The organism is Lentzea chajnantorensis, assembly GCF_054300775.1.
On record NZ_JBSDZT010000002.1, the window covers coordinates 1,771,009 to 1,793,865 of the forward strand.

A 22,857-nucleotide genomic window follows, 5' to 3' on the forward strand; every position below is an offset into this window, starting at 1 on the left:
GCTTTGGTCACGAAGGTCGCCCGCGCTGCCACCGAGGTGCTGGCGCCGTGGGTCTGGATCGTCCTGCTGCCGTTCATCGTCGCCGCGGCCTCCGACGGGCTGTGGAAGACGGTGCTGTGGGGTCTCGTCGTCGCCGTGACGGCGTCCGTCATCCCCATGGCCGTCATCGTGCGCGGCGCGCGCAAGGGCAAGTGGGACGGCCACCACGTCACGAACCGCGAGGGCCGGCTGGTCCCGCTGCTCACGGCGGGTGCGTCGCTCGCGGCCGGCACCGTGGTCATGCTGCTGGGCGACGCCCCGGCCAGCATGCTCGCGCTGGCCGGGAGCATGTTCGCCTCGCTGCTCGTCAGCATGGCGATCACGTTCGGGCTGAAGTGGAAGATCTCGCTGCACGCCGGCGTGGCGTGGGCCGCCGTCGTGACGCTGGCGATCGTCTACGGCCCGTGGCCGCTGCTGATCGCACTGCCCGCCGCGCTGGTGTCGTGGTCGCGCGTCCAGCTCGGCGACCACACGCTCGGGCAGGTGCTCGGCGGCACGGCGATGGGCCTGGTCGTGGGCGGCGGCACGTTCTGGCTGCTGCTCACCTCGTTTGGATGATGCTGACGATCTTCATCTCGTTGTTGACCGCGGCGACCACGACCTCGTAGGTGCCAGCCTGCAGCTGGCCGCCGGTGGTCTGGAGGTTCAGGTCGACCGTGACCACCCAGTTCGGCCCGTCCGAGCGGATGGGCGTGCTGGAGGGGTTGCACTTGACCGACCGGTAGCCCGACCAGCGCGACAGGTACACGTCCACGGGCTCGCTGGCCTTGCCGTGCAGGTTGCGCCACGCCACCTCGGCCCTGGCCGGGAAGCTCGGCGTAGTGGTTCTGCACGAAGGACTCCGCCTCCGCGGCGGAGAAGTAGCGGGCGCCGGTGTCCCTGGGGAAGCTGCTCTGGTTGACCGGGGTGTCGTTGCCCGTGCCGTTCCAGTAGGCGGCCGCCGCACCACCGCCGATCGCCAGCAGCCCGATGAGCGACAGCACGGTCAGGATCCGCCGGTTCGGCGGCTTGCGCCGGGGCAGCTCGGGCGGCAGCACCAGCGGCTGCGACGGCTGCGGTGAGGCGGCCAGCAGGTCGGCGGCCTCCTGCGCGGTCGGCCGGTCCTTCGGGTCGGCGGCGAGCAGCCGGTTCAGCAACGGCGTGAGCTCACCCGCGTTCTTGGCGTCCCGCAGCTGCCCGCTCGCGGCCCGGTAGATGAGGCCGAAGCTGTTGTCGCTGGGCCCGTAGACGGACTCGCCCTCGATCGCCGTGTAGATCGTGGCGCCGAGCGAGAACACGTCGGAGGCCTCGTCGGGGTGCTCACCGCGCGCCACCTCGGGTGCGAGGTAGGCGGGGGTGCCCGAGATCATGCCGGTGTCGGTCAGCGTGCCGTCACCGCTGGACTTGGAGATGCCGAAGTCGGTGATCTTGACCGTGCCGTCGTGGCCGATCAGGACGTTGCCCGGCTTGATGTCGCGGTGCACCAGCCCCGCGGTGTGCGCCGCGGACAGCGCCGAGGCGATGAACCCGCCGATCCGCGCGGCCTGGGCCGGCTTGAGGGGCCCCTTGTCGGCGAGCAACGCCGAGAGGCTCTGCGACGGCAGGTACTCCATGACGATCCACGGCTGCTCCTCGTCGTCCCCGACGACGTCGAACACCGCGATCGCGTGCGGGTGGTGCAGTCTCGCCGCGTTGCGCGCTTCCCGCATGGCGCGCTGGTGGTCGCCGGTGACGAGCTGCTTGACAGCGACCTCGCGCGCCAGAACCTGGTCCCGCGCCCGCCAGACCACCCCCATCGCTCCGCTGCCGACGCGCTCCAGCAGCGTGTAGCGGCCCCCGACGGTTGTCACACCGCCAGAGTAGTCAAGGTCGGGTCCGCGCTTTGCGGGGTTCCCGTCGAAGCCGTTCGCGTGGTGCCGCGGTGGGGACCGTGCCTGGTGCGTCGTCGCTGCCCACGACGTCGGGCACCATGCCGTCGGTGGTCTCGGGTGACGAGCTGGTCGGCCACCTCGTCCCGCGCCCCTGCCACCGTCCGACCGGCACGCGCAGGCGCACTAGTCGAGCGTCGAGACCAGCTTCTGCAGCTCCCGGTCGAAGTCGATCCACAGGTCCTCTTCGCCCGGCTGGACGACGTCGTAGGAGCTGTCGAGGAACGTCGCCACGTCTTCGGCGACGGCGCTCAGGATCGCGAACCCGGTCGGCGCGTTCAGCTCGACCAGCACCCGCTCCGGGTCGTCGGAGGCCGGGCGGACCAGGATGTCGCCCTCGCCGCACGGCGTCAGCAGGCCGTCGGCCAGCAGGTCGCGGGCGAACATCCACTCGACCCGGCCCGAGCCCGTGTGGAACACGATGGCGACGGCGTAGGGGTCTTCTGGGTCGTAGACCAGCTCCGCCTCCACCGGTGCGGGGGCCGCGCCGGGGGCGAGGAGGTGAAAAGTGGTGCGGGTGACGACCTTCAGGTTTTCGTTGTTCATGTCGATGTCCTTCTCAGGCGGTTGTCCATCTCCTTCAACAATGAGGAGACGGCTCAGCAGCTCGATAAGGACGCGATTCGTCTCGGAACCATCCTATTGGGGGAGACGCACGTCTCACACCTCAGCGTTTGACCAGGTCGTGCGTCTCGTTTGGTGAGACGCCCTGACCTGCCGAGACGGGCTTCCGGCGGGTCAGCGCGACGCCCATCAGGACCACCAGCATCCCGATCACGACCCTTGCGTTCAGTTGCTCCCCGAGGAAGACCGCTCCGAGGAGTACCGATACGACCGGGAGCAGGTAACCGACCGTAGTCGCCGTGGTGGCGCCCTCGTCGGCGATGACGCGGTAGTTGAGGATGAACGCGACACCGGTGCCGGCGACGCCGAGGACGATGACGGCGACCACGCCGATCCAGTGCAGGTGCAGCGGCTGCAGGCCGCCGAACGGCAGCGCCAGCAGCAGCATGCCCATCGCGGTGGTCAGCTGCATCGCCGCCAGCTGCGTCGAGGTGGCGCCCGTGTTGACCAGGTAGCGGCCCGCGTACGAGTAACCGATGGCGTAGCTCGCGGCGCCGGCCAGGCACAGGACCGCGCCCCAGCTCGCGATGCTGTTGGCCTGCTGCCACGGCGCGAAGATCAGCAGGACGCCCGCGAAGCCCAGCCCCAGCCCCAGCATGCGAACCAGGTCGCTGATCTTCTCCGTGCCCAGCACGAGCCCGATGGCCAGCGCGAACAGCGGCGTCGTGGAGTTGAGCACCCCGGACACGCCGGAGTCGACGGTCTGGCCGCCGATGGCGAAGAGCGTGAACGGGACCGCGCTGCCGAAGAACGCGACGAACGTCATGTGCGCCCAGACCCGCCGGTTCCGCGGCAGGGTCATCCGCGCGGTGGCGAGCACCACGAACAGCACGAGCGCCCCGAAGAACGTCCGCACGATCGAGATCTGCAGGGGTGACAGGCTCCCCAGCGCGAGCTTCATCCACAGGAAGCTGGAGCCCCACAGCAGGGCGAGCACGCCCATCCTGATCAATGTTCCGCGTTGGTTCACGCGGACAACGATGCGCCGCACAACCCGTAAAGACAATTTAATTGTTGTGCATAACCTTTAAGCGCCGCTGTATGGTCGGGGCATGCTCGACGTGCGCCGCATGCAGGTCCTCAGGGCCGTCGTGACCACGGGTTCCATCACCGCGGCCGCCACGAACCTCGGCTACACCCCGTCCGCGATCTCCCAGCAGGTGGCGGGCCTGGAGAAGCAGGCGGGCCTCCCGCTGCTGGAACGCGTGGGCCGCGGCGTCCGCCCCACCGCCGCCGGCCGCCTGCTCACCGAGCACGCAGCCCGCCTCACCGAACAGCTGGCCGAGGCCGAGAGCGCCCTCACCGCGTTGCGCAACGGCTGCGCGGGCACCCTGCGCGTCCGCTACTTCGCCACCGCCGGCGCCGCCCTCGTGCCACCCGCCGTGGCCCAGTTCCGCGCCGAACGCTCCGGTGTCGAGCTCGACCTGAAGCTCACCGAGCCGGCCGACCCCTTCGAGGAGCTCGCCGCCGGCCGCGCGGACGTCGCCATCACGGTCATGGAACCCGACGAGCCCGCCCCCGCCGGCATGGTCGCCCGCCACCTGCTCACCGACCCGTTCTACGCCGTCCTGCCCCGCGGCCACGCCCTGGCCCGCAAACGCGTCCTGGACCTCGGCGAGCTGGCCGACGAGTCGTGGATCTACGCCGACTGCGGCGCCTCCGGACCGTGCAAGGACCTCGTGCCGAACGCGTGCGCGGGCGCCGGCTTCGCGCCGCAGGTCGTGGTGGAGAGCGACGACTACGCGACCGCGCAGGGCTTCGTGGCGGCCGGGCTCGGCGTCACGATCATCCCGCGGCTCGGGCTGGGCTACGCGCATCCGGGCGTGGTGCTGCGCAAGGTGCGCAACCCCGAACCGGTGCGGCACATCCACGTCGTCTACCGCGAGGAGGCCGCGTGGAACCCCGCGGTGCTCGCGCTGGCCGAGGCGCTGGAGAGGGCCGCGCGGGCCTCCTGACTACGCCCCGCCGAACGGCTTGTCGTAGCTCAGCAAGAAGTTGCTGTTGCGCCACCACAGCGAGATCTGCCGCTGCATGGTCGCCTTCGTGCCGTCCTTCTTCGTGACCTCGACGTCCACGACGTAGTAGAACTCCTGCCGCTGGTCGGCGTTCACCAGCTTGGCCTGCTTGTAGGGCGACCAGAAGGTCTTGAAGCCGGCCATGCCACCGGGGTAGTTGGCCTGGAAGTCGGCGTTGCCCATCTTCCACGCCTCTTCCGGTGAACTGGTGGCCAGCTGCAGGTAGGCCTCCAGCAGCGCCTGCCGCTCTTCCACCGAAGGGCTGGCGCTCCACGCGCCTGCCTTTTCGAGGATCTTCGGCTTCTCCGTGTTCGTCGGGTCCGCGTTGTTGCCCGTCGTCTGCTGCGTGGAGGTGTTGCCGCCGGCGTTGTTGTTGCCGTTGCCGTTGTTCCCGCCGCCACCGTTCGAGATCATGCTCGCGAACATGATGCCGACGACCGCGGCCGCCACGATCGCGATCGCGGTGTAGACGGTCGACTTCTTGCTCTTCGACGACGGCGGCGCCGGGCGGGAGGGCTTGGGGCGCTGCGAGTACTGCGGTGCGGCGGCCGGGCGGTGGTGCTGCTGCTGGGGCTGGTGCTGCTGCGCCGGCATCGCGCGGGGCGGCGTGTGCGGCGCGTGCGAGTGCATGTCGACCCGCGTCGCGTTGGGCGGCGGCGGGGGCGGGAGGGCGCGGGTCGCGGCCGGCTGGGGCTGCTGGACCGGGGCGCCGCGCCACGACGGCGGGTGCGTCGGGGCGACCACGGAGGGCGTGAAGGCGGGGGTCGCCTGGCCGTTGGCGACCGCGGCGAGCGCGTCGCGGGCCTCGACCATCGTCGGGCGCTCCTCCGGCTCCGAGCGGAGCAGGCGCATGAGCAGCGCGGTCAGCGGGCCGGCGTTGCGCGGCGGGTTGACCTTGCCGGAGGCGACCTTGTGCAGCAGGGCGATGGTGTTCTCGCTCAGGCCGAACGGCGGCTCGCCCTCGATCGCGGCGTACAGCGTGGAGCCGAGGGAGAACACGTCGGACGGGCTGCCGGGGTCGTAGCCCTTGGCGACCTCGGGGGCGAGGTAGGCGGGGGTGCCGGCGAGCATGCCCGTGGCGGTGACGGTGACGTCGCCGGTCGCGCGGGAGATGCCGAAGTCGGTGATCTTCACGGTGCCGTCGTCGCCGAGCAGCACGTTGCCGGGCTTGATGTCGCGGTGCACGATGCCCGCGTTGTGCGCGGCGGCCAGCGCGGAGGCGACCTGCATGCCGATCGAGGCCACGTCGCGCGGCGGGAGCGTGCCGCGTTCGGACAGGACGCCGGACAGGCTCTTCGACGGCAGGTACTCCATCACGAGCCACGGCTGGCCGTCGTCCTCGGCCACGTCGTACACGGCGACGGCGTGCGGGTGCTGCAGGCGCGCGGCGATGCGGCCCTCGCGCATGGCACGTCTCTTCGCCTCGTCCACGTCGCCGTCGGCGAGCCCTGGCTGCAGGAGCAGCTGCTTGACCGCGACGGTCCGGTGCAGGCGCTCGTCGTGTGCTGTCCAGACGACGCCCATGGCACCACTACCGATGCGCTGGCTCAATCGGTAGCGACCAGCGACCAATCGGCCATCGTCGGTCACAGTTGCTCCCCGCTGTGCGGTCACTTGCTCTCTGTTCAACGGCTCATCACACGTCTGAGTTCACATCACCCATCGGTGCGGTTACCCACCTTACGAGATAACTGCGACGGTTTTGTGCTTAGCCCGCTGGCGGAGGTACCGATGCGGAGCTTGGCGGCACAGACGACGCCGGAGGCTTGGCCGTGGTCGTCGTCGTTGTGGTGGTCGTCGTAGTCGTAGTCGTCGTAGTAGTGGTGGTTGTGGTGGTCGTCGTGGTGCTGGGCGCTGTTTCGCGCGTCGTCGTTGCCTCGGGCGTGGTGGTCGTCACCTCGGGCACCGTCGTGGTCGTCGGCACCACGGAGGACGAGCTCGCCGGCGGCGCGGACGGTGTCTGCTGCTCCTTGGTGAACACGCCCAGCGCGACCAGGAGACCACCGATGACCAGCAACAACGCCAGCACGACCGCCGCGATCACCAACGGGCGGTTGTCCTGCGGCCTGGCCGCGGGCGCCATCGGTGGAGCGGTCCGCGGCGGCGACGTGCGCGGAGCCGCCCGGACGATGCGCGTCCGCTCGGGTTCCACGATCGCCGTGGGGTCGGGTCCGGCCACCGCGGCGAGGCCCGTGAACGACGGCGCACGGCCGTTCGCGACCGCCGCCAGCAGCTCCCGCGCCTGCGACATCGTCGGCCGGTCGTCGGCCTCGAAGTTCAGCAGGTACAGCAGCGTGTCGGCGAGCGGGTGGTCGACCGTCGGCGGGTTGATCCGGCCGGCCGCGACGGCGTGCAGAACACCGAGCGTGTTCTCGCTCACCCCGTAGGGCGGTTCGCCCTCCATCGCGGCGAACAGCGTCGAGCCGAGCGAGTAGACGTCGGAGGCCGGCGTCGGGTCCTGGCCCCGCGCGATCTCCGGTGCCAGGTAGGCGGGCGTGCCGGCGATCAGGCCGGTCTTGGTGACCGTGATGTCGTCGCTGGCCCGCGAGATGCCGAAGTCGGTGATCTTGACGATGCCGTTCTCGGCGATCAGCACGTTGCCGGGCTTCACGTCCCGGTGCACGATGCCGGCCGCGTGCGCCGCCGCCAGAGCCGCCGCGCACTGGGCGCCGATGCTGGCGACCTCGACCGGGTCCATCGGCCCGCCCTCGGCCAGCGCGTCGGCGAGGCTGTAGGACGGCAGGTACTCCATGACCAGGCACGGGACGCCGTCCTCCTCGACCACGTCGTACACCGCGATGGCGTTCGGGTGGTGGAGCTTGGCGGCGATGCGGCCCTCGCGCATGGCGCGCTGGATCGCCTCGTCCTGCTCGGCCTCGTCCAGGCCGGGTGCGAGGAGCAGCTGCTTGATCGCGACCTCGCGGCCGAGGCGTTCGTCGTGGGCGCGCCAGACGATGCCCATCGCGCCGGAGCCGATCCGGTCGAGGAAGCGGTAGCGGTCGGCGACCAGCCGCCCGTCAGTGGCGTCGGACGTCGTCACGTGACCACCCCGGCGCGCAGCGAAGGGGAGACCGCGGTGGCAGCAGGTCCCACGCTCGTGCTCCTCGTGCGGTAGTCAGCGGTCGTCCGGAGTGCCCGCACAGGGTACCCCTGTCGTGTACGACCGGTGTGCTACCGGGTTGATGCGTTACTCAGCCGGTGCGAAGAAGTCGAAGACGCCGACGGTCTGCTCGGCCGTGCCGCCGACGGTGTTGAGCACCGGGTCCAGCACGCCGAGGTCGACGCTCACGTCCACCGGGTTCGACGGCGTGGGCAGCGGGGTCTGCGACGAGCTGGGCGGCGGCGGGGGCGTGGTGCTGCTGCTCGGCGGGGTCGCGCTGGACGAGCTCGGCGGCGGAGGAGGCGTCTCACTCGACGGCGGCGTGCTCGGCGTGGTGGGGGTGGTCTGCGTCTCCGACGACGGGGTGCTCGCGGTCGGGGGCTGCGCGGGCTGCTGCTGCGTCGGCTGCTGGACCTGCGGCTGCTGCGCCGGGCGCTGCTGGGCCGGCTGCTGCGTGTACGGCGCGACCCGCACCTGCTCGGTGGTCGGGTCGGCGGCGGCCGTCTCGGTCTGGTCGGCCTGCTGCGTCTTGTTCGACGGCAGCTTCACGACGCCCTCGGTGCCGGCGCTCGCGCCACGGGCCTGGGCCCGCTCGTCGAACCGCACCTGGGCGAGCGGGCGCTCGTCGGGGGAGGACAGCCAGGAGGAGGCGGCGAACGCGACGGTGCCGCACAGCACGACGCCGCCACTGGCGGCCGCGGCCAGCTTGCCGACGGTGAAGCCGCTGCTCTGCGCGTCGTCACCGCGGCCTTCGCGGCGCAGCAGCTCGGTGATGTGCAGCTCCTTGGCGGGCTGCTTGCGCGGCTTGCTGCCGGGGTGCTTGGCGTCCGGGGTCCGCACCGACCTGAACTTGATCGTCGGCTCGAACGCCTCGGGGGTGATGTCGTCGGTGATCACCGGGATCGGCATGGTCTCCGCCTCGCGGCGGGCGATCAGCTCGGCAACCGACAGCTGTCCGGTCGACTCGGCAGAGCCGGTCAACCGCCGACGATGGTCCTCAATCGACACCGCTCGTTCACCCTTCCAGGCTTGCTTTGCGCACTGGCGGAAACATGGATACCGAATCGTGACCCGAGATGTAACCCCTTTGGGGGAATTTTCACGATCGAACCTCATCTTCGCGACGAGCGGTCACCGTTCGACTGCGAACGGCGAACGGGGTTGAGCGCGGCACAACTCGGCGGGCTAGCTCCGTTGTGCCGAAAGGACCTCGGTGCCGATGATCCGCGGCTGGGTCGTGTCGGTGAGCCAGAAGAGCTGCTCGATGCGCAGCCAGCTCCCGTTCCACTCCTGCATCGAGACGACGGCGAGCACGCTGCCGTTCGGGCGCAGCGAGGTCTGGTCGACGTTGACCGTGCGGATCGTGCCCCACGACTCGACGAACTCCCGCGGGTTCGTGCCCACCAGGTCGGGCGAGAGCAGCTTGGCCGCGGCACCCGGCTTGGTCGTGAGCAGCTCGTAGAACCGCTTCACCACGTCCACCTGCGGCTGCGGGCCGGTCGACACCAGCGGCGTGGCGGGCTCTCCCGACGGCTCCGCCGACGGCCCGGCCGACGGGTCCGCCGACCGCGTGGGCGAGGTCAGCAGCAGCGCGGACGGTTGCGGCATGGGGACCTCGGGAGCGGTCCGCGGCGGTGTGTACTCGCTCGGCAGCTGGGCGGACAGCAGGTCAGGGCGCAGCGCCTGCGCACCGGACAGCGCGACGGGGCGCTCGGTGAACGGGACGCCGGAGTTCGGCGGGCGGCTGCCCGCGAGGATCGCCGCGCCCGCGATCGACGAGACGAGGACGATCGCGCCGGTGAGCACGCCCGCGACCTGGGCGGCGCGGCTGTCGCCCGCACGGCGCCGGCGGCCGGGTCCGGCCGGTGGCGCGGGCTCGGTGGGGCCGAGCAACGACGTGACGAGCGCGTCGGTCGCGGCTTCCTCGGCGGACGGGATGCGCATCGGGCCCGGCTGCTGCCTGATCAGCTCGGCCACGCTGATCGACCCGGCACGGGTGTGACGTCGTCCGGTCGTCGCGGGACGCTGCACTGTCCTGGTCCTCCGTACTGTCCGTGGTCACCTGAAGACGTACCGTGGCCTCACGCGGCAACGCCAGTTTCTCGACGGACTTCAGCCGTTTGTGGCGTCCAGCGGAGCCGTGGATTCGCTCGAAGGTGTTACCTACTACGGTCGGTAGCTCAGGGCCGGACCTTGAGTGCCGGTCACCCGCCGGCTTTCAACCGTTCACCGCTGATCAGCGGCAGCTCGCCGAGCGTGAAGCTGAGCTCGCGCTTCTCCTGGCTGACCGAGCCGTCCTTCTTGGTGAGCCGCAGCAGGCTCACGGTGAGGCCCTTGCCGGGGTCGACCACGATCTCCTCCACCTCGATCAGCGAGATGTCGGCGAGCCGGCCCTCCAGCAGCGAACCGGCGTTCGCGCGCACGGTGTCGGTGGTCAGGGCGAGCGCGGTGTCCGCGTTCGCCGTCATCTCCCGGTAGAAGTCCTCGGTCCGCTGGGCGATCTCGGTGCCGTCGACCGCCGGCGCCTGCGAGAGCGGCACGGTGGTGATGACGGGCGCTGCGGTGCCGGGCGGCTTGGTGCCGCTGCCGGTCGGGGCGCCCTGGCCGCTGCTGCGGGGCGCCGCGGAGCCGGGTGTGGCGCCGCCCGTGCCGGGGACGGGGTTGCCGCGGCCGGTGTTCGCAGGGGACGTCCGCGTGCCGGCGGTGGTCGCGGACGTCGGGCTGACCGCCGTCGGCAGGGCCGAGATCAGCGGCACGTCCGACGGGTAGCCGGGCAGGCCGATCCGCTCGACCTGGCCGCCGCCGCTGACCAGCTTGGCCGCGGCGACGCTCAGGCCGACCAGCACGAGCACCGAGGACACGACGGCGAACCACGCCGCCCGCTTCCAGGTGCGCGGAGGCGTGACCGACGCGGGAACCATGCCGATGTTGAACTTGCGCAGCCCGTCGGTGTCCGCGATCGGGTCGATCGGGCGGCTGCGGGGCAGTGGGATGCGGTCGCCCCCGACGACGGGTCGTTCGTGTGCGACCCAGTCGTCGAGACGATGTTTGCCCGGTTGTTCGTCCATCCCGACACCCCTCTGCGACGCAACCAGGGTAGGGCCGTTCGGACGTGCGGAAGCGACCTGAAGGGGTAATTCAGGACGAGTGACACCCGGAGGTGTGAACTTCTACCGCGGAGGCAGCTGAGCTTGGCCGCTCTTCAACTGCTTCTGCGTGCGCTGCACGCCGTTCAGGGCCGCGAGACCGCTGCCGCCGGCGATCAGCGCACCGATGACGTCGGCGCCCAGGGTGTCACCGCCGGTGATCAACAAGCCGATCACGGCACCCGCGGTGGTGATGATCGCCGCCTTCCAGCGGCTGCGGACGAACTGCGCGACAGGTGCTCCGGCCGCGCCCTTCTTGCCGGCGGCAGAGCCGAGCATGCCCAGGTATGCGTCGTGCGCCAAGGCGGCGAGCAGGCCGGCGATGGCGATCAGTGCGGCGATGAGGCCCATGCCTCCAGTGTGCCCCCGGATTTTTCCGGTGGACCATCCGTGATCGCCCTGATATCCGATTCGGGTGGACATGTTCTGGCACGACGACTGCCTTGAGCACGACGCCGGCGAGGGGCTGTGGGAGCTGCCGGGCTCTTGGCCGTGGCTGGACGTGCCGGAGCCGCACCCGGAGAACGCGGCGCGGCTGCGGACGTTCCGGCACGCGCTGAAGCACGGCCCGGTGGCGGGGCACCTCCGGTGGCACGAAGGGCGCCATGCATCCGTGGACGAGCTTCTGCGCGTGCACTCGGCTTCGTACCTGGACTCGTTGCGGGTGTCCGAGCGTGTGCCGCTGGAGGTGAACACGGTCGTCGGACCCGAGACGTGGAACGCGGTCCGTGCGGCGGCGGGCACCTCACTGGCCGCGCTGGAGTCCGGCGCACCCCTGGCCTACGCGCTCGTGCGACCGCCCGGCCACCACGCGCAGCCGGCGATGGCGGACGGCTACTGCTTCGTGAACAACGCCGCGCTGGTGGCGGAGACCGCGCGGCGCCAGGGCCTGCGGGTCGCGGTGCTGGACTGGGACGTGCACCACGGCAACGGCACCCAGGAGGTGTTCTACGACCGGTCCGACGTGCTGACCGTCTCCGTGCACATGCGGCACGGGGCGTGGGGCGCGAACCACCCGCAGACGGGCGCCCCCTCGGAGGTGGGCGCGCAGGGGCGGAACGTGAACATCGAGCTGTCCCTGGGTGCTGGCGACACGGCGTACCTGCGCGCGTTGGACGAGATCGCGTTCCCGTTGCTGCGGTCGTTCGAACCGGACCTGCTGGTGTGCGCGTCGGGGTTTGACGGGTCGGCGTTCGACCCGAACGGCCGGCACAACCTGACCGCCGCCGGGTACCGCGAGATCGGGCGGCGGGCGGCGGCGTTCGGCACGCGCGTCGTGCTCACGCAGGAGGGCGGCTACCTGCGCGGGTACGGCGCGTTGTGCCTGCACGCGCTGGTGGAGGGCCTGCTGCGGCTGCCGGAGCCGTTGCTGGAGGACCCGCTGGCCTACGTGCCGGACGACGACCAGCTCGTGGACGCGGACTTCGAGCGGGTGCTCGCGGCGCTGCGGCCTTTTTGGCCCGGCGTCCTGTGACGCCGGGCCGGTGGGCGACTACCTGCCGAGCGGGCCGCGACCCATCTTGAGCAGGACCAGTGCGAGGTCCTTGCCCTCGGGACCCAGCGGCTTGTAGCGGTTGAGCACGTCGATCTCGCGGTTGTGCACGATCTTCGTGCCGCCCGCCGCCATCCGCGCGGCGCCGATGATCTTGGAGATCTCGACCCTGCGCTGGACCAGCCGCAGTATCTCGGCGTCCAGGTGGTCGATCTCCTCGCGCAGCTCGGTGATGTCGGACGCGGCGGTGGTGGTGGATTCCATCGTGGTGACCTCTCGACTCTTCTTGAGTCCCGGCCCGGAAGCGACGAAGCCCCGGGGTCCGAGGACTCCGGGGCTTCGTGGTGGCTTCGTCAGCGCTGGACGACCACGGGAGCCGGAGTCCGGGTCCCGTAGAAAAACTCGAAGAACGTCGCGCGCATGGACGTAGTGTGCCACATGTCGCGCCGTTCACGCTTCGGCGTCTCACACAGTGACCTGGGGGTCTTCATGAAGTACGTGCTCGGGGTGGCTGCTGCCCTCGTGCTGTCCGCCTTCACCGTTCCCGCCGCTCAGGCGGAGACCGGCTTCGCGTCGGTCGCGCTCACGCCCACCTCCGGCTGGCTGGTCGGGCCGGACGGCACCTGGAAGGTCAGGGGCGGGTACGCGGGCGGCTTCGCGATCGACATCACGAACCGGTCGGCGGTCGACGTCGACGACCTGTACGTCCGCGTCTCGTTCCCGACCGACGAGCTGGAGGTCACCGGCTACGAGGGTGACCACTGGACGTGCTGGGACGTCGCGGGTGGTCCCGGCGTCGAGGGCGTCCACTGCCAGGCCGACTTCCTCGCGGTGCCGAACGAGGCGTTCCCGACGCTGACGCTGGGCACCAAGGGGCTCCAGCACCACACGGACAGCATCGACGTCTACGCCGAGAGCGCGGGCCACGACGACGTCCATGCCGGGGTCGCCTACGAGGTCGACACGAGCACCTGATCGAACCTGCTCGTCGAACACATGGTCGGGCGGTACCGGATTTGTCGGTGCCGCCCGGTACCGTGGATGGACGATGAGCGCCTTGTTCGACTTGCCCTCAAGTCCCCCCGTTTCCCGCGCGGGCCACCTGCTCGACGACCTGAACCCCGCGCAGCGCCGTGCCGTGGAGCACGCCGGCACGCCCCTGCTCGTGGTGGCGGGCGCCGGCTCCGGCAAGACGCGCGTCCTCACCCGGCGGATCGCGTACCTGCTGGCGGAGCGCGACGTGCACCCCGGCGAGATCATGGCCATCACGTTCACGAACAAGGCCGCCGCGGAGATGAAGGAGCGCGTCGCCGACATGGTGGGCGCGCGCGCCCGTTCGATGTGGGTGTCGACGTTCCACTCGATGTGCGTGCGGGTCATGCGCCGCGAGGCGAAGACGCTGGGCATGTCGTCGAACTTCTCGATCTACGACAGCGACGACACGCGCCGGCTCATCACGCTCGTCGCCCGCGACCTGGACCTCGACCCGAAGAAGTACGCGGCGCGCACGCTGGCCGTGCACGTCTCGAACCTCAAGAACGAGCTGGTCGACCCGGAGACGGCGACCGCGCAGGCGACGAACGACCTGGAGCGCCGCGTCGCCGAGGTCTACACCGTCTACCAGCGGCGGCTGACCGAGTCGAACTCGCTCGACTTCGACGACCTGATCATGAAGACGGTCGAGCTGCTGCAGACGTTCCCGGACGTGGCCGAGCACTACCGCCGCCGCTTCCGGCACGTGCTGGTCGACGAGTACCAGGACACGAACCACGCGCAGTACACGCTGGTGCGCGAGCTCGTCGGCAAGGCGGGCGGCGAGCTCCCGCCGGCCGAGCTGTGCGTGGTGGGCGACGCCGACCAGTCGATCTACGCGTTCCGCGGCGCGACGATCCGCAACATCGTGGAGTTCGAGCGGGACTACCCGGACGCCACGACGATCCTGCTCGAGCAGAACTACCGCTCCACGCAGAACATCCTGACCGCGGCGAACGCGGTGATCTCGCGCAACGCGAACCGCCGCGACAAGACGTTGTGGAGCGACCTCGGCGAGGGCGAGAAGATCGTCGGCTACGTCGCGGACAACGAGCACGACGAGGCCGCGTTCGTGGCCAACGAGATCGACCGGCTGGTCGACGGCGGCGAGGTCAACAACTCCGAGATCGCCGTCTTCTACCGCACGAACAACCAGTCGCGCGTGTTCGAGGAGATCTTCATCCGCCTCGGCCTGCCGTACCGGGTCGTCGGCGGTGTCCGCTTCTACGAGCGGCGCGAGGTCCGCGACGCGCTGGCCTACCTGCGCACGCTGGCCAACCCCGAGGACACGGTGTCGTTGCGCCGCATCCTCAACGTGCCCAAGCGCGGCATCGGCGACCGGGCGGAGGCCTGCGTCTCCGCCTACGCCGAACGCGAGCGGATCAGCTTCGCCGCGGCCCTGCGCGAGGCCGTCCACGACCGCGTCCCGATGCTGAACCCGCGCTCCCGCAACGCGATCGCCGGTTTCGTCGAGATGATGGACGCGCTCGGTGAGATGGTCGCCCGCGAGGACGACGTGGCCGACATCCTCGAAGCGGTGCTGGAGCAGACCGGCTACCGCACCGAGCTGGAGGCCAGCGAGGACCCGCAGGACCACACCCGCGTGGAGAACCTGAACGAGCTCGTCACGGTGGCCCGCGAGTTCACCGAGCTGGAGCTCCCCGAGGGTGCGGAGCCGGTGCCGTCGCTGCCCGCGTTCCTGGAGCGCGTGTCGCTGGTCGCGGACGCCGACTCGATCCCCGACGCCGAGTCCGACGGCGTGGTCACCCTGATGACCATCCACACCGCCAAGGGCCTGGAGTACCCGGTCGTCTTCTCGACGGGCTGGGAGGACGGCGTCTTCCCGCACATGCGCGCCCTGGGCGACCCGGCCGAGCTGGCCGAGGAACGCCGCCTCGCCTACGTGGGCATCACCCGCGCCCAGCGCCGCCTGTACCTCTCCCGCGCACTGGTCCGCTCCGCCTGGGGCCAGCCCTCGGCGAACCCGGCCTCCCGCTTCCTCGGCGAGATCCCCCAGGACCTCATCGACTGGCGCCGCGTGGAACCCTCCCGCTCCGCCCCCGCCGCGGCCACGACCTGGGGCCGTTCGGCGGCCTCCAGCGGCGGCATCGCCTCCCGCGGCCTCACCCGCCCCGCCCCCGGCAAGGCGGGCTGGAAGGACGCCCCGGCGATGAAGCTGGAGGTGGGGGACCGCGTCACCCACGACAAGTACGGCCTGGGCCGCGTCGTGGCCGTCGACGGCGCGGGTCTGCGCGCCACCGCCACGATCGACTTCGGCGGTTCGGGCACGGTCCGCCTGATGCTCATCGGCAGCGTGCCGATGACGAAGCTCTGACCGCACGAGCCAGCACACCCGCGCCGCCAACGCCGTCGTTGGCGGCGCGTGCTGTTTCGGCGCCGTGCACCCGCGCGCTCGGCGGGGCGTTCCGCTGACTTCACCTGCCCGGGTGACAGCCGGGACACCGGTCGCACCCCGTCTGACCTGCGACTTGAGTTGCGCTTGACCAAATTCACAGCAATTCGGAAAACCTGCGCAACGACCCGCAACCCCGTGCGTCTATGTGGGTGTCGCAAGCAGCACGGCCATCGGAACGTTCGGGGCGGTCCGGGGCAAGCAGGAGCAGCTCGCGCACGAAGGGGAGCGAAGGGATGGCGGGGGCCCAACTTCGCGGCGAAGGTGCGGCCGGACCGAACGGGAGAGCGGTCCGGCCGCATCGTTTTCGCAGGTGGGGCGCGGTGCGCCGAAATTGTCAGACCCCCTGAGCACAATCGACCGCATGAGGAACTCGACTCGGCGGGAGTGCTCGCGGTGGATCACGTACTTGCTCAGGTTCTGCGCGAACGTGTGTTCGGCGATCTCGCGCGGCTCGAAGCCGGCGCGAGTGGGAACCCAGAGCACGCGGTCATGCTCGTGGAGGCCTGGCGGGCGCTCCTGCGCCTCCACGAGACGACGGAGAGCGGGGCCTGCCGGGGGTGCGGGCGGCGGTGGCGCAGGCGGATGTGCTCGGTCTGGCGGGTGGCGGTCGCTCACTTCGTCCGGCACGAGCGCGACTGCGGTGGCGCTTGAGGCTCCTGAGGCCCCAGGGACGCCTGGAGCGACCCGCACCACCAACAGCACCTGGCTCAAACCCGGAAAGCCCCTCAGGAGGCCGCTGGGCCGTAGTTCACCGCCGGACGAACCTGCGGAACCGGTCAGACCGTGACGCCGCGCTGGTTCAGCCAGGTCAGCGGGTTGATCTTCTGACCGCCCGGCTCCCAGACCTCGAAGTGCAGGTGGGGCCCGGTGGAGAAGCCGCGGTTGCCCATGCGGGCGATCTGCTGGCCCGCCTTGACGCGCTGGCCCTCGCTCACGTTGTAGTCGTTCACGTGGCCGTAGACGGTGATGGTGCCGTCGGCGTGCTGCACGCGGACCCAGAGGCCGAAGCCGGAGGCGGGACCCGCCTCGATCACGACGCCGTCGGCGGCGGAGAGGATCGGGGTGCCGATCGGGCCGGCGATGTCGATGCCGAGGTGCATGGTGCCCCAGCGGCCGCCGTAGCCGGAGGTGAACTCACCGGCGGCGGGGCGGACGAACTTCGGGCGCTTCTTCTCGGCCTCAGCGGCTTCGCGCTGGACGGTGAGCTGCTGGCTGCGCAGGAGCTTCGCGGCTTCCGCGGAGCCTTCCGACGTCGTCTTGGAGACCGCGAGGATCTGCGGCGCGGAGGCGGTGTCACCGCCCATGCCGTCGAAGGTGGCGGCGCCGCCGGTGTGGTTGGCGAGCTGGACGTCCTTGCCCTCGTCCGCGGCTGCCTGGCCGATCTGGCCGGCGCCGGCTGCGGCGAAGGCGCCCACTGCGACGGCGGCGACGACGATGCGTCCGCGCAGCGCCGACGGCGGCGGGGGGAGCCGGTGCGAGCTGACGGTGCGCGTGGAAGCGCGGTCGACTGCCTCTTCAAGCGCAGTGCGTTCAAAGCCGCCGGGGGAGCGGTGGTGACTCAAAGCTTGCCCTTCCGCCTTCGGGGAGCCTGGTCGGGTGGACTGCCGGGCGGGGGATTCCCGGTGAGTCAGATTTCGGGGTTCTGACTCGGTGTCCTTCTGTGACCAGACCGTGACAACGGACCGGGGGACAGTAACGGCGGCGAGCGCCGGAGGGCAAACCCCAGTTCGTTATGTCGACCGAATGGGCGGCGACCAGCAAGTTTCAACTGTCAACTGTGACGGTCGGTCAGCCCGGGCGCGTGACACGCCTCCCCACCGGCGGCGATGGGGTGAGTTGACGAGTCATCCATACGGGTGATGGCGGTAACAACGACGTGAAGCGTTCTCGTGTCAACCGGGAGGGAAAGGTGACCTGAATCACGTATCTGGTGCTCTTCGACGAGCAATGACGGGTGCTCCAGTCGGGCGTTGCGCTGCGGGACGATGACCTGGTCCATCTCCGACCAGACCACGACGAACCGGGTGCGGCACGGCCGGCAGGGCTCGGCGAGTTCGGAGAGGAGCTCCGAACCGGGACGCAGCTGCCTGGTCAGCGGGGTCGGCATCAGATAGGCGGTGAGAGTGCCGTTGTGCGGAGTCCCCAAGGTCACGAGCGTGCGCACTCGTGAGTCGCCGTGCAGCCGTTGTACGTAATACCTGGCGATGAGACCGCCGAGTGAATGGCCGACGACGTGCACCTGGTCGGAACCGGTCTGCTCGCAGATCCGCTCGACCTGCTCCCCGAGCAGGGCGGCCGACCGCCGGACGTCGCCGGTCAGCGCGGTCAGCACGCTGTAGTTGACGGCGTGCACCACCCCGAAGCCCCGCCTCCGCAGCGCCCCCGACAGCACCGCGAAGGCGGAGCGGTTGTCCCCGATGCCGTGCACCAACACGATCGGGGTGCCCGCCGCGTCCATCGCCGAAACCACCAGCCCCCGCTGGCGGGGCGGCAGGCCGTCGGTGCGGTAGTGCCGGAAGTGGCCGTCCGGGCGCAGCTGCTCGGTGACGGCACCCCAGGGGTAGAGCACGGCGTGGGCGGTCAGCCAGACCGCCTCCATCGCCGCCCCGCGCACGCCGCCGGGCGTGGCCAGCGCACGCAGCGCGACCTTGGCTTCTTCGGTGATGTCGCGGGCCGTGTGCACACCTCGGCCGGCGCGATCGAGAACGGCGTCGGCGAGACGCCCCGTCCACGACCGGCCGTTGTCGCTCATGGGGGCGACGGTAAGTGATGATCTCACCGGAAAGGAGTACCCAGCGGCCCTTTTCCACAAGCGAACGCGTCCCGTCTCAACGGGCTTCGTTCACCTGCGTGAACAGGTGCGTCCGTTCGTCCGCCCACCTGGGGGACCACCGCCTTCCACCAGGGCGCCGGCGTGGCGGCGGGGTGTGGTCTTGCTAGGTTCGCCCGCGATGACTCGAACCGAGCTCGAGAACCAGACACCGGCGGTCACCCGGCTGCGCGTCGCGTGGGGCCTCGCCGCGGCAGGAGCCCTCCTCGCGACGATCGGGCCGTTGCTCGGCGTCGTGGACGGCAGTGCGCCGGCGTACACGTCATGGCCGCTGCTGGCCGTGCTCGCGCTGCTGCCTCCCGCGCTCGCGGGGGCGTTGTGGCTGCGCGGCCGCCCGTTCGTCGCGGCCGCGGTGCTCGCGGCGGTCGGTGCGTTCGCGCCCGGACGGCTGCTCGGCGACCTGCAGATCATCGGTCACACGATGACGGTGAGCAGGCCTGAGCTGTTCCGGCCGTCGGGGCTCGTGGCGCCGCCGACCGGTGCCGGGCTCTGGGTCCTCGTCCTCGGTCACGCGCTGGTGCTCGCCGGCGGTCTGCTCGCGGCGGGCCGGCTCGGCGTGCCCGCCGACGAGGAGGAGGACGCGCCGCGCCAGCTCGCGGTCCTGCTGCCGGTCACCGCGCTCGCCGCGATCGCGCTGCTGGGCGAGCCGTTCAGCTCCTCCGACGTCTACCTGCTGCCGCGCAGCCCGTGGGACCTGCCGGTGCTCGGGCTGGTCGGCGGGCTGCTGCTGGCCGTGGCCGCACCGCTGGTCGCCGCGCTCACCGGCAGCTCGTCCGACCCGGACACGCGCCGCGGCGGCATGCTCGGCGTGGCGCTCGGCCTGGCCGCGGTGGCCGTGCCGTCGCTGGCCGCCGGCCTGCTCGCGGACGGCCTCGGCGTCACCTGGGGCCCGGTCGTGGCGGTGCTCGTCGCCGTCGTGCTGGTGCTCCTGTCGTTCCGCGGTGCGCGCGCGGACAGGAGTGAGAAGGACGGGGCGGCGGAGCAGGTCGCCCTGCCCGCCCTGCACCGGCTGCACGCGGCCACGGGCGTGTTCGCCCTCCTGGCCGCCGTCGCCGCCGTCGTGGGCGCCCTCTCCCCGCTGATCGTGGTCGACGGCGAGGCACCGGTGGCCTACGCGGCCCGGCTGCTGTGGCCGACCGGCCTGGTGCTCGCGGTGCTGGGGCTGCTGATGTTCGTGCGCGCCGCCGCCGGCCGGGTCCGCCCGGCACTGGTCTTCACGGTCTACGCGACCCTGCTCGCGTCCGTGTTCTCCGTGCAGACGGTGAGCCTGGCCAGCCAGTCCGGCCTGGCCGAGCCGGCGCCGGGCTTCTGGCTCATGTCCGCGGTCTACCCGTTCGGGTTGATCGCGCTGGTGTGCGCGGCCGTCGCGGGCGGTGCCGAACGCGAGAGCGTCGAGCAGCACAAGGCCGAGCAGGTGCCGGTCGCAGAGCTGGGTGCGGTGCTGTTGGCCGGGCTGTTCGCCGTGGGCGCGTTCGCGTTGCCGACGATGAAGGCCGCCGGCTACACCCCGCCGGACCTGCTCGGCAACTACGACCCGATCGTCTCCACGACGCTCGTCGCCGCGTTGCTGCTGGTCGTCACCGGCTTGGCCCTCGCGCTGCGATCCCGCCCGGAACGCGGTGCGGCGGTGCTGGCCGGTGCGGCCGTGCTCGTCGGCGTCCGCGCGCTGGAGCTGCCGCTGACCGGTGACCGGGTCGAGGGGATGACCGCGGCGCCGGGCACGTGGCTGGCGCTCGCGTCCGTGGTCGCGCTCCTGGTCGCGGCGGGCTCTATGGCGGCTCGCGCGAGCAGGTGAGAAGGCTCGCACCCGGCTTCCGCAGGGGCGCTGGGACGCACGTACGCATGCACGCGTGATCGACCTCACCGCCGTTGAGACCGACCTCACCGGGAGTGGCGTGCGAGCAGTAGGCGCAGGTCGATAGTGTCTGGGCCCAGCCGCGTCAAGTGGGTTCTGACGGCCCCTTGAGGACCACCCAGGCGCGGTGTTCCGACACCGACGTCGCAGGAGACCCGAGTGGACCTGTACGAGTACCAGGCGAAGGACCTCTTCGCCGCCCACGGCGTCCCGGTACTGCCGGGCGATGTGGCCACCAACCCCGCCGACGCCAAGGCCATCGCCGCGAAGTTCGGCCAGCCCGTCGTCGTCAAGGCCCAGGTCAAGACCGGTGGCCGCGGCAAGGCCGGCGGCGTGAAGCTGGCCAAGGACGCCGACGAGACCGAGGAGAAGGCGACCGCCATCCTCGGCCTCGACATCAAGGGGCACATCGTTCACCGCGTGCTGGTGACGCCCGCCTCCGACATCGCGGAGGAGTACTACTTCTCCTTCCTGCTCGACCGCGCCAACCGCACCTTCCTCGCCATGGCGAGCGTCGAGGGCGGCATGGACATCGAGGAGGTCGCGGCCACCAAGCCCGAGGCCCTCGCGAAGATCCACATCGACGCCATCCAGGGTGTCGACCAGGCCAAGGCGACCGAGATCGCCGACGCGGCGAACTTCCCGGCCGAGGTCAAGGACCAGGTCGTGGACGTCATCGTCAAGCTGTGGGAGACCTTCGTCGCGGAGGACGCCACGCTCGTCGAGGTCAACCCGCTGGTCCGCGACCCCGAGGGCAAGGTCATCGCCCTCGACGGCAAGGTCACGCTGGACGAGAACGCCGGCTTCCGCCACCCGGCCCACGCCGAGCTGGTCGACAAGCAGGCGGAGAACCCCCTCGAGGCCAAGGCCAAGGAGAAGGGGCTCAACTACGTCAAGCTCGACGGCGAGGTCGGCATCATCGGCAACGGTGCCGGTCTCGTGATGTCCACCCTGGACGTCGTCGCGTACGCCGGTGAGCAGTACGGCGTGAAGCCCGCGAACTTCCTCGACATCGGCGGCGGCGCGTCCGCCGAGGTCATGGCGAACGGCCTGGACGTCATCCTCGGCGACGAGGCCGTCCGCTCGGTCTTCGTCAACGTCTTCGGCGGCATCACCGCGTGCGACGCCGTGGCCAACGGCATCGTGAAGGCGCTGGAGATCCTCGGCGACTCGGCCACCAAGCCGCTCGTCGTCCGCCTGGACGGCAACAACGTGGAGGAGGGCCGCGCGATCCTCGCCGAGGCCAACCACCCGCTGGTGACCGTTGTCGACACGATGGACAACGCGGCCGCCAAGGCCGCCGAGCTCGCGGCTGCGGGGGTCTGAGTCAGATGGCTATCTTCCTCAACGAGAACAGCAAGGTCATCGTCCAGGGCATGACCGGTGCCGAGGGCACCAAGCACACCAAGCGCATGCTCGCGTCCGGCACGAACATCGTCGGTGGCGTGAACCCGCGCAAGGCGGGCGAGAAGGTCGACTTCGACGGCACCGTCCTCCCGGTCTTCGGCACCGTCAAGGAGGCCATGGAGGCCACCGGCGCGAACGTGACCGTGATCTTCGTCCCGCCGGCCTTCTCGAAGGCCGCCGTGGTCGAGGCGATCGACGCCGAGATCGAGCTGGCCGTCGTCATCACCGAGGGCATCCCGGTGCACGACACCGCCTACTTCTGGGCGCACGCCGTCGCGACGGGCAACAAGACCCGCATCATCGGCCCGAACTGCCCCGGCATCATCAGCCCCGGCAAGTCGAACGCCGGCATCATCCCCGCGAACATCGCGGGCAGCGGCAAGATCGGCCTCGTGTCGAAGTCGGGCACGCTGACCTACCAGATGATGCACGAGCTGCGGGACTTCGGTTTCTCCACCGCGATCGGCATCGGTGGCGACCCGATCATCGGCACCACGCACATCGACGCCCTGGAGGCCTTCGAGGCCGACGAGGAGACCGTCGCGATCGTGATGATCGGTGAGATCGGTGGTGACGCCGAGGAGCGCGCCGCGGCGTACATCAAGGAGAACGTGACCAAGCCGGTCGTCGGCTACGTCGCGGGCTTCACCGCTCCGGAGGGCAAGACCATGGGCCACGCCGGCGCCATCGTCTCGGGCTCCGCGGGCACCGCGCAGGCGAAGAAGGAGGCCCTCGAGGCCGCCGGCGTCAAGGTCGGCAAGACGCCGTCCGAGACCGCCGCCCTCATGCGCGAGATCATGAACGCCCTCTGACCCGAGCCGGTCTGAGCTGAACCGCACGCGGGGACCTTTCGTACCGTCATCGAGTACGAAAGGTCCCCGCGTGCGTCTGCGGCAGGGGTAATTTCGGGTCGGACGGGTTCGTGTGGCGGAACCGGCGTGATCCGGTCATCGTCTGAGCACACGCATCGACTAGCGTTTGGGATTCACCCAGC

General features: G+C 70.8%; 19 protein-coding genes and 1 pseudogene. 8 read left to right on the top strand and 12 right to left on the bottom strand.

The features are described 5' to 3' along the window. Positions 1-3: 3 nt before the first annotated feature. Positions 4-597 (top strand): phosphatase PAP2 family protein, encoded by a 594-nt coding sequence (locus ACVDFE_RS09535; protein WP_360395843.1) that lies wholly within the window; start codon positions 4-6, stop codon positions 595-597. 530 nt (positions 598-1,127) lie between these two features. On the opposite strand, the pseudogene ACVDFE_RS09540 reads toward ACVDFE_RS09535, so the two are convergent. The 3 genes and pseudogenes from ACVDFE_RS09540 to ACVDFE_RS09550 form a co-directional block, all read right to left on the bottom strand. Then, positions 1,128-1,868: pseudogene (locus ACVDFE_RS09540) on the bottom strand (serine/threonine-protein kinase); the annotation flags it as partial. A gap of 204 nt (positions 1,869-2,072) precedes the next feature. After that, a complete protein-coding gene (locus ACVDFE_RS09545) occupies positions 2,073-2,492 on the bottom strand; it encodes an SsgA family sporulation/cell division regulator (protein WP_360395847.1) in 420 nt (139 codons plus the stop codon). 121 nt (positions 2,493-2,613) lie between these two features. Beyond that, positions 2,614-3,540 carry a DMT family transporter gene (locus tag ACVDFE_RS09550; protein ID WP_458430211.1) on the bottom strand — a complete coding sequence of 309 codons (927 nt, stop codon included), beginning with the start codon at positions 3,538-3,540 and terminating at the stop codon, positions 2,614-2,616. Positions 3,541-3,622: 82 nt separating this feature from the next. Between ACVDFE_RS09550 and ACVDFE_RS09555 the strand changes: the two genes are divergently transcribed. After that, positions 3,623-4,525, top strand: a complete 903-nt coding sequence (locus ACVDFE_RS09555; RefSeq protein WP_458430212.1) for a LysR family transcriptional regulator — start codon at positions 3,623-3,625, stop codon at positions 4,523-4,525. Here the strand turns inward: ACVDFE_RS09555 and ACVDFE_RS09560 are convergent, their stop codons facing one another. From ACVDFE_RS09560 to ACVDFE_RS09585, 6 genes are all read right to left on the bottom strand, one after another. Continuing rightward, positions 4,526-6,175, bottom strand: coding sequence for a protein kinase domain-containing protein (locus ACVDFE_RS09560; RefSeq protein ID WP_458430213.1), 1,650 nt, complete (start codon positions 6,173-6,175; stop codon positions 4,526-4,528). It lies immediately after the preceding gene. Positions 6,176-6,293: 118 nt separating this feature from the next. Then, positions 6,294-7,625, bottom strand: coding sequence for a serine/threonine-protein kinase (locus tag ACVDFE_RS09565; RefSeq protein ID WP_458430214.1), 1,332 nt, complete (start codon positions 7,623-7,625; stop codon positions 6,294-6,296). Between the two features lie 147 nt (positions 7,626-7,772). Further along, positions 7,773-8,666: a hypothetical protein gene (locus tag ACVDFE_RS09570; protein WP_458430215.1), complete on the bottom strand. Its 894-nt coding sequence runs from the start codon at positions 8,664-8,666 to the stop codon at positions 7,773-7,775. A 204-nt stretch (positions 8,667-8,870) separates the two neighbouring features. Next, a complete protein-coding gene (locus ACVDFE_RS09575) occupies positions 8,871-9,716 on the bottom strand; it encodes a hypothetical protein (RefSeq protein ID WP_360395860.1) in 846 nt (281 codons plus the stop codon). Between the two features lie 173 nt (positions 9,717-9,889). Next, entirely contained in the window at positions 9,890-10,753 is an 864-nt protein-coding gene (locus ACVDFE_RS09580) for a RodZ family helix-turn-helix domain-containing protein (protein ID WP_360395862.1), read from the bottom strand. Between the two features lie 102 nt (positions 10,754-10,855). Continuing rightward, positions 10,856-11,182 carry a hypothetical protein gene (locus ACVDFE_RS09585; protein WP_065916047.1) on the bottom strand — a complete coding sequence of 109 codons (327 nt, stop codon included), beginning with the start codon at positions 11,180-11,182 and terminating at the stop codon, positions 10,856-10,858. A gap of 70 nt (positions 11,183-11,252) precedes the next feature. On the opposite strand from ACVDFE_RS09585, the gene ACVDFE_RS09590 reads away from it, so the two are divergent. After that, the gene (locus tag ACVDFE_RS09590; RefSeq protein WP_458434301.1) at positions 11,253-12,305 is read left to right on the top strand and encodes a histone deacetylase; all 1,053 of its coding nucleotides are present in this window, start codon (positions 11,253-11,255) and stop codon (positions 12,303-12,305) included. An 18-nt stretch (positions 12,306-12,323) separates the two neighbouring features. On the opposite strand, the gene ACVDFE_RS09595 is transcribed toward ACVDFE_RS09590, so the two are convergent. Then, positions 12,324-12,587 carry a chorismate mutase gene (locus ACVDFE_RS09595; protein WP_360395863.1) on the bottom strand — a complete coding sequence of 88 codons (264 nt, stop codon included), beginning with the start codon at positions 12,585-12,587 and terminating at the stop codon, positions 12,324-12,326. A gap of 225 nt (positions 12,588-12,812) precedes the next feature. Here ACVDFE_RS09595 and ACVDFE_RS09600 point away from each other — a divergent pair, with 225 nt between their 5' ends. Both ACVDFE_RS09600 and pcrA read left to right on the top strand, forming a co-directional pair. Beyond that, a complete protein-coding gene (locus tag ACVDFE_RS09600; protein ID WP_458430216.1) occupies positions 12,813-13,298 on the top strand; it encodes a hypothetical protein in 486 nt (161 codons plus the stop codon). Between the two features lie 73 nt (positions 13,299-13,371). Further along, entirely contained in the window at positions 13,372-15,690 is a 2,319-nt protein-coding gene (pcrA, locus tag ACVDFE_RS09605; protein ID WP_360395865.1) for a DNA helicase PcrA, read from the top strand. Positions 15,691-16,547: 857 nt separating this feature from the next. Here the strand turns inward: pcrA and ACVDFE_RS09610 are convergent. Together ACVDFE_RS09610 and ACVDFE_RS09615 are read right to left on the bottom strand one after the other, a co-directional pair. Beyond that, positions 16,548-17,186, bottom strand: coding sequence for a M23 family metallopeptidase (locus ACVDFE_RS09610; RefSeq protein WP_360395867.1), 639 nt, complete (start codon positions 17,184-17,186; stop codon positions 16,548-16,550). Between the two features lie 356 nt (positions 17,187-17,542). Further along, a complete protein-coding gene (locus ACVDFE_RS09615; RefSeq protein WP_458430217.1) occupies positions 17,543-18,523 on the bottom strand; it encodes an esterase/lipase family protein in 981 nt (326 codons plus the stop codon). 199 nt (positions 18,524-18,722) lie between these two features. Here ACVDFE_RS09615 and ACVDFE_RS09620 point away from each other — a divergent pair, with 199 nt between their 5' ends. From ACVDFE_RS09620 to sucD, 3 genes are all read left to right on the top strand, one after another. Then, the gene (locus ACVDFE_RS09620) at positions 18,723-20,396 is read left to right on the top strand and encodes a hypothetical protein (RefSeq protein WP_458430218.1); all 1,674 of its coding nucleotides are present in this window, start codon (positions 18,723-18,725) and stop codon (positions 20,394-20,396) included. Positions 20,397-20,615: 219 nt separating this feature from the next. Continuing rightward, the gene (gene sucC / locus ACVDFE_RS09625) at positions 20,616-21,782 is read left to right on the top strand and encodes an ADP-forming succinate--CoA ligase subunit beta (protein WP_360395872.1); all 1,167 of its coding nucleotides are present in this window, start codon (positions 20,616-20,618) and stop codon (positions 21,780-21,782) included. Between the two features lie 5 nt (positions 21,783-21,787). After that, complete coding sequence (gene sucD, locus ACVDFE_RS09630; RefSeq protein WP_236215987.1) at positions 21,788-22,675, top strand: succinate--CoA ligase subunit alpha; 888 nt, start codon at positions 21,788-21,790, stop codon at positions 22,673-22,675. The last annotated feature ends 182 nt before the right edge of the window (positions 22,676-22,857 follow it).

What these genes read in the sequence shown, in the direction of transcription:
- ACVDFE_RS09555 (WP_458430212.1), top strand. Translation starts at nt 3,623, where the DNA reads ATGCTCGACGTGCGCCGCATGCAGGTCCTCAGGGCCGTCGTGACCACG.
- ACVDFE_RS09615 (WP_458430217.1), bottom strand. Translation starts at nt 18,523, where the DNA reads ATGAGCGACAACGGCCGGTCGTGGACGGGGCGTCTCGCCGACGCCGTT.
- pcrA (WP_360395865.1), top strand. Translation starts at nt 13,372, where the DNA reads ATGAGCGCCTTGTTCGACTTGCCCTCAAGTCCCCCCGTTTCCCGCGCG.
- ACVDFE_RS09580 (WP_360395862.1), bottom strand. Translation starts at nt 10,753, where the DNA reads ATGGACGAACAACCGGGCAAACATCGTCTCGACGACTGGGTCGCACAC.
- ACVDFE_RS09585 (WP_065916047.1), bottom strand. Translation starts at nt 11,182, where the DNA reads ATGGGCCTCATCGCCGCACTGATCGCCATCGCCGGCCTGCTCGCCGCC.
- ACVDFE_RS09590 (WP_458434301.1), top strand. Translation starts at nt 11,253, where the DNA reads ATGTTCTGGCACGACGACTGCCTTGAGCACGACGCCGGCGAGGGGCTG.
- ACVDFE_RS09595 (WP_360395863.1), bottom strand. Translation starts at nt 12,587, where the DNA reads ATGGAATCCACCACCACCGCCGCGTCCGACATCACCGAGCTGCGCGAG.
- sucD (WP_236215987.1), top strand. Translation starts at nt 21,788, where the DNA reads ATGGCTATCTTCCTCAACGAGAACAGCAAGGTCATCGTCCAGGGCATG.
- ACVDFE_RS09545 (WP_360395847.1), bottom strand. Translation starts at nt 2,492, where the DNA reads ATGAACAACGAAAACCTGAAGGTCGTCACCCGCACCACTTTTCACCTC.
- ACVDFE_RS09620 (WP_458430218.1), top strand. Translation starts at nt 18,723, where the DNA reads ATGACTCGAACCGAGCTCGAGAACCAGACACCGGCGGTCACCCGGCTG.
- ACVDFE_RS09600 (WP_458430216.1), top strand. Translation starts at nt 12,813, where the DNA reads ATGAAGTACGTGCTCGGGGTGGCTGCTGCCCTCGTGCTGTCCGCCTTC.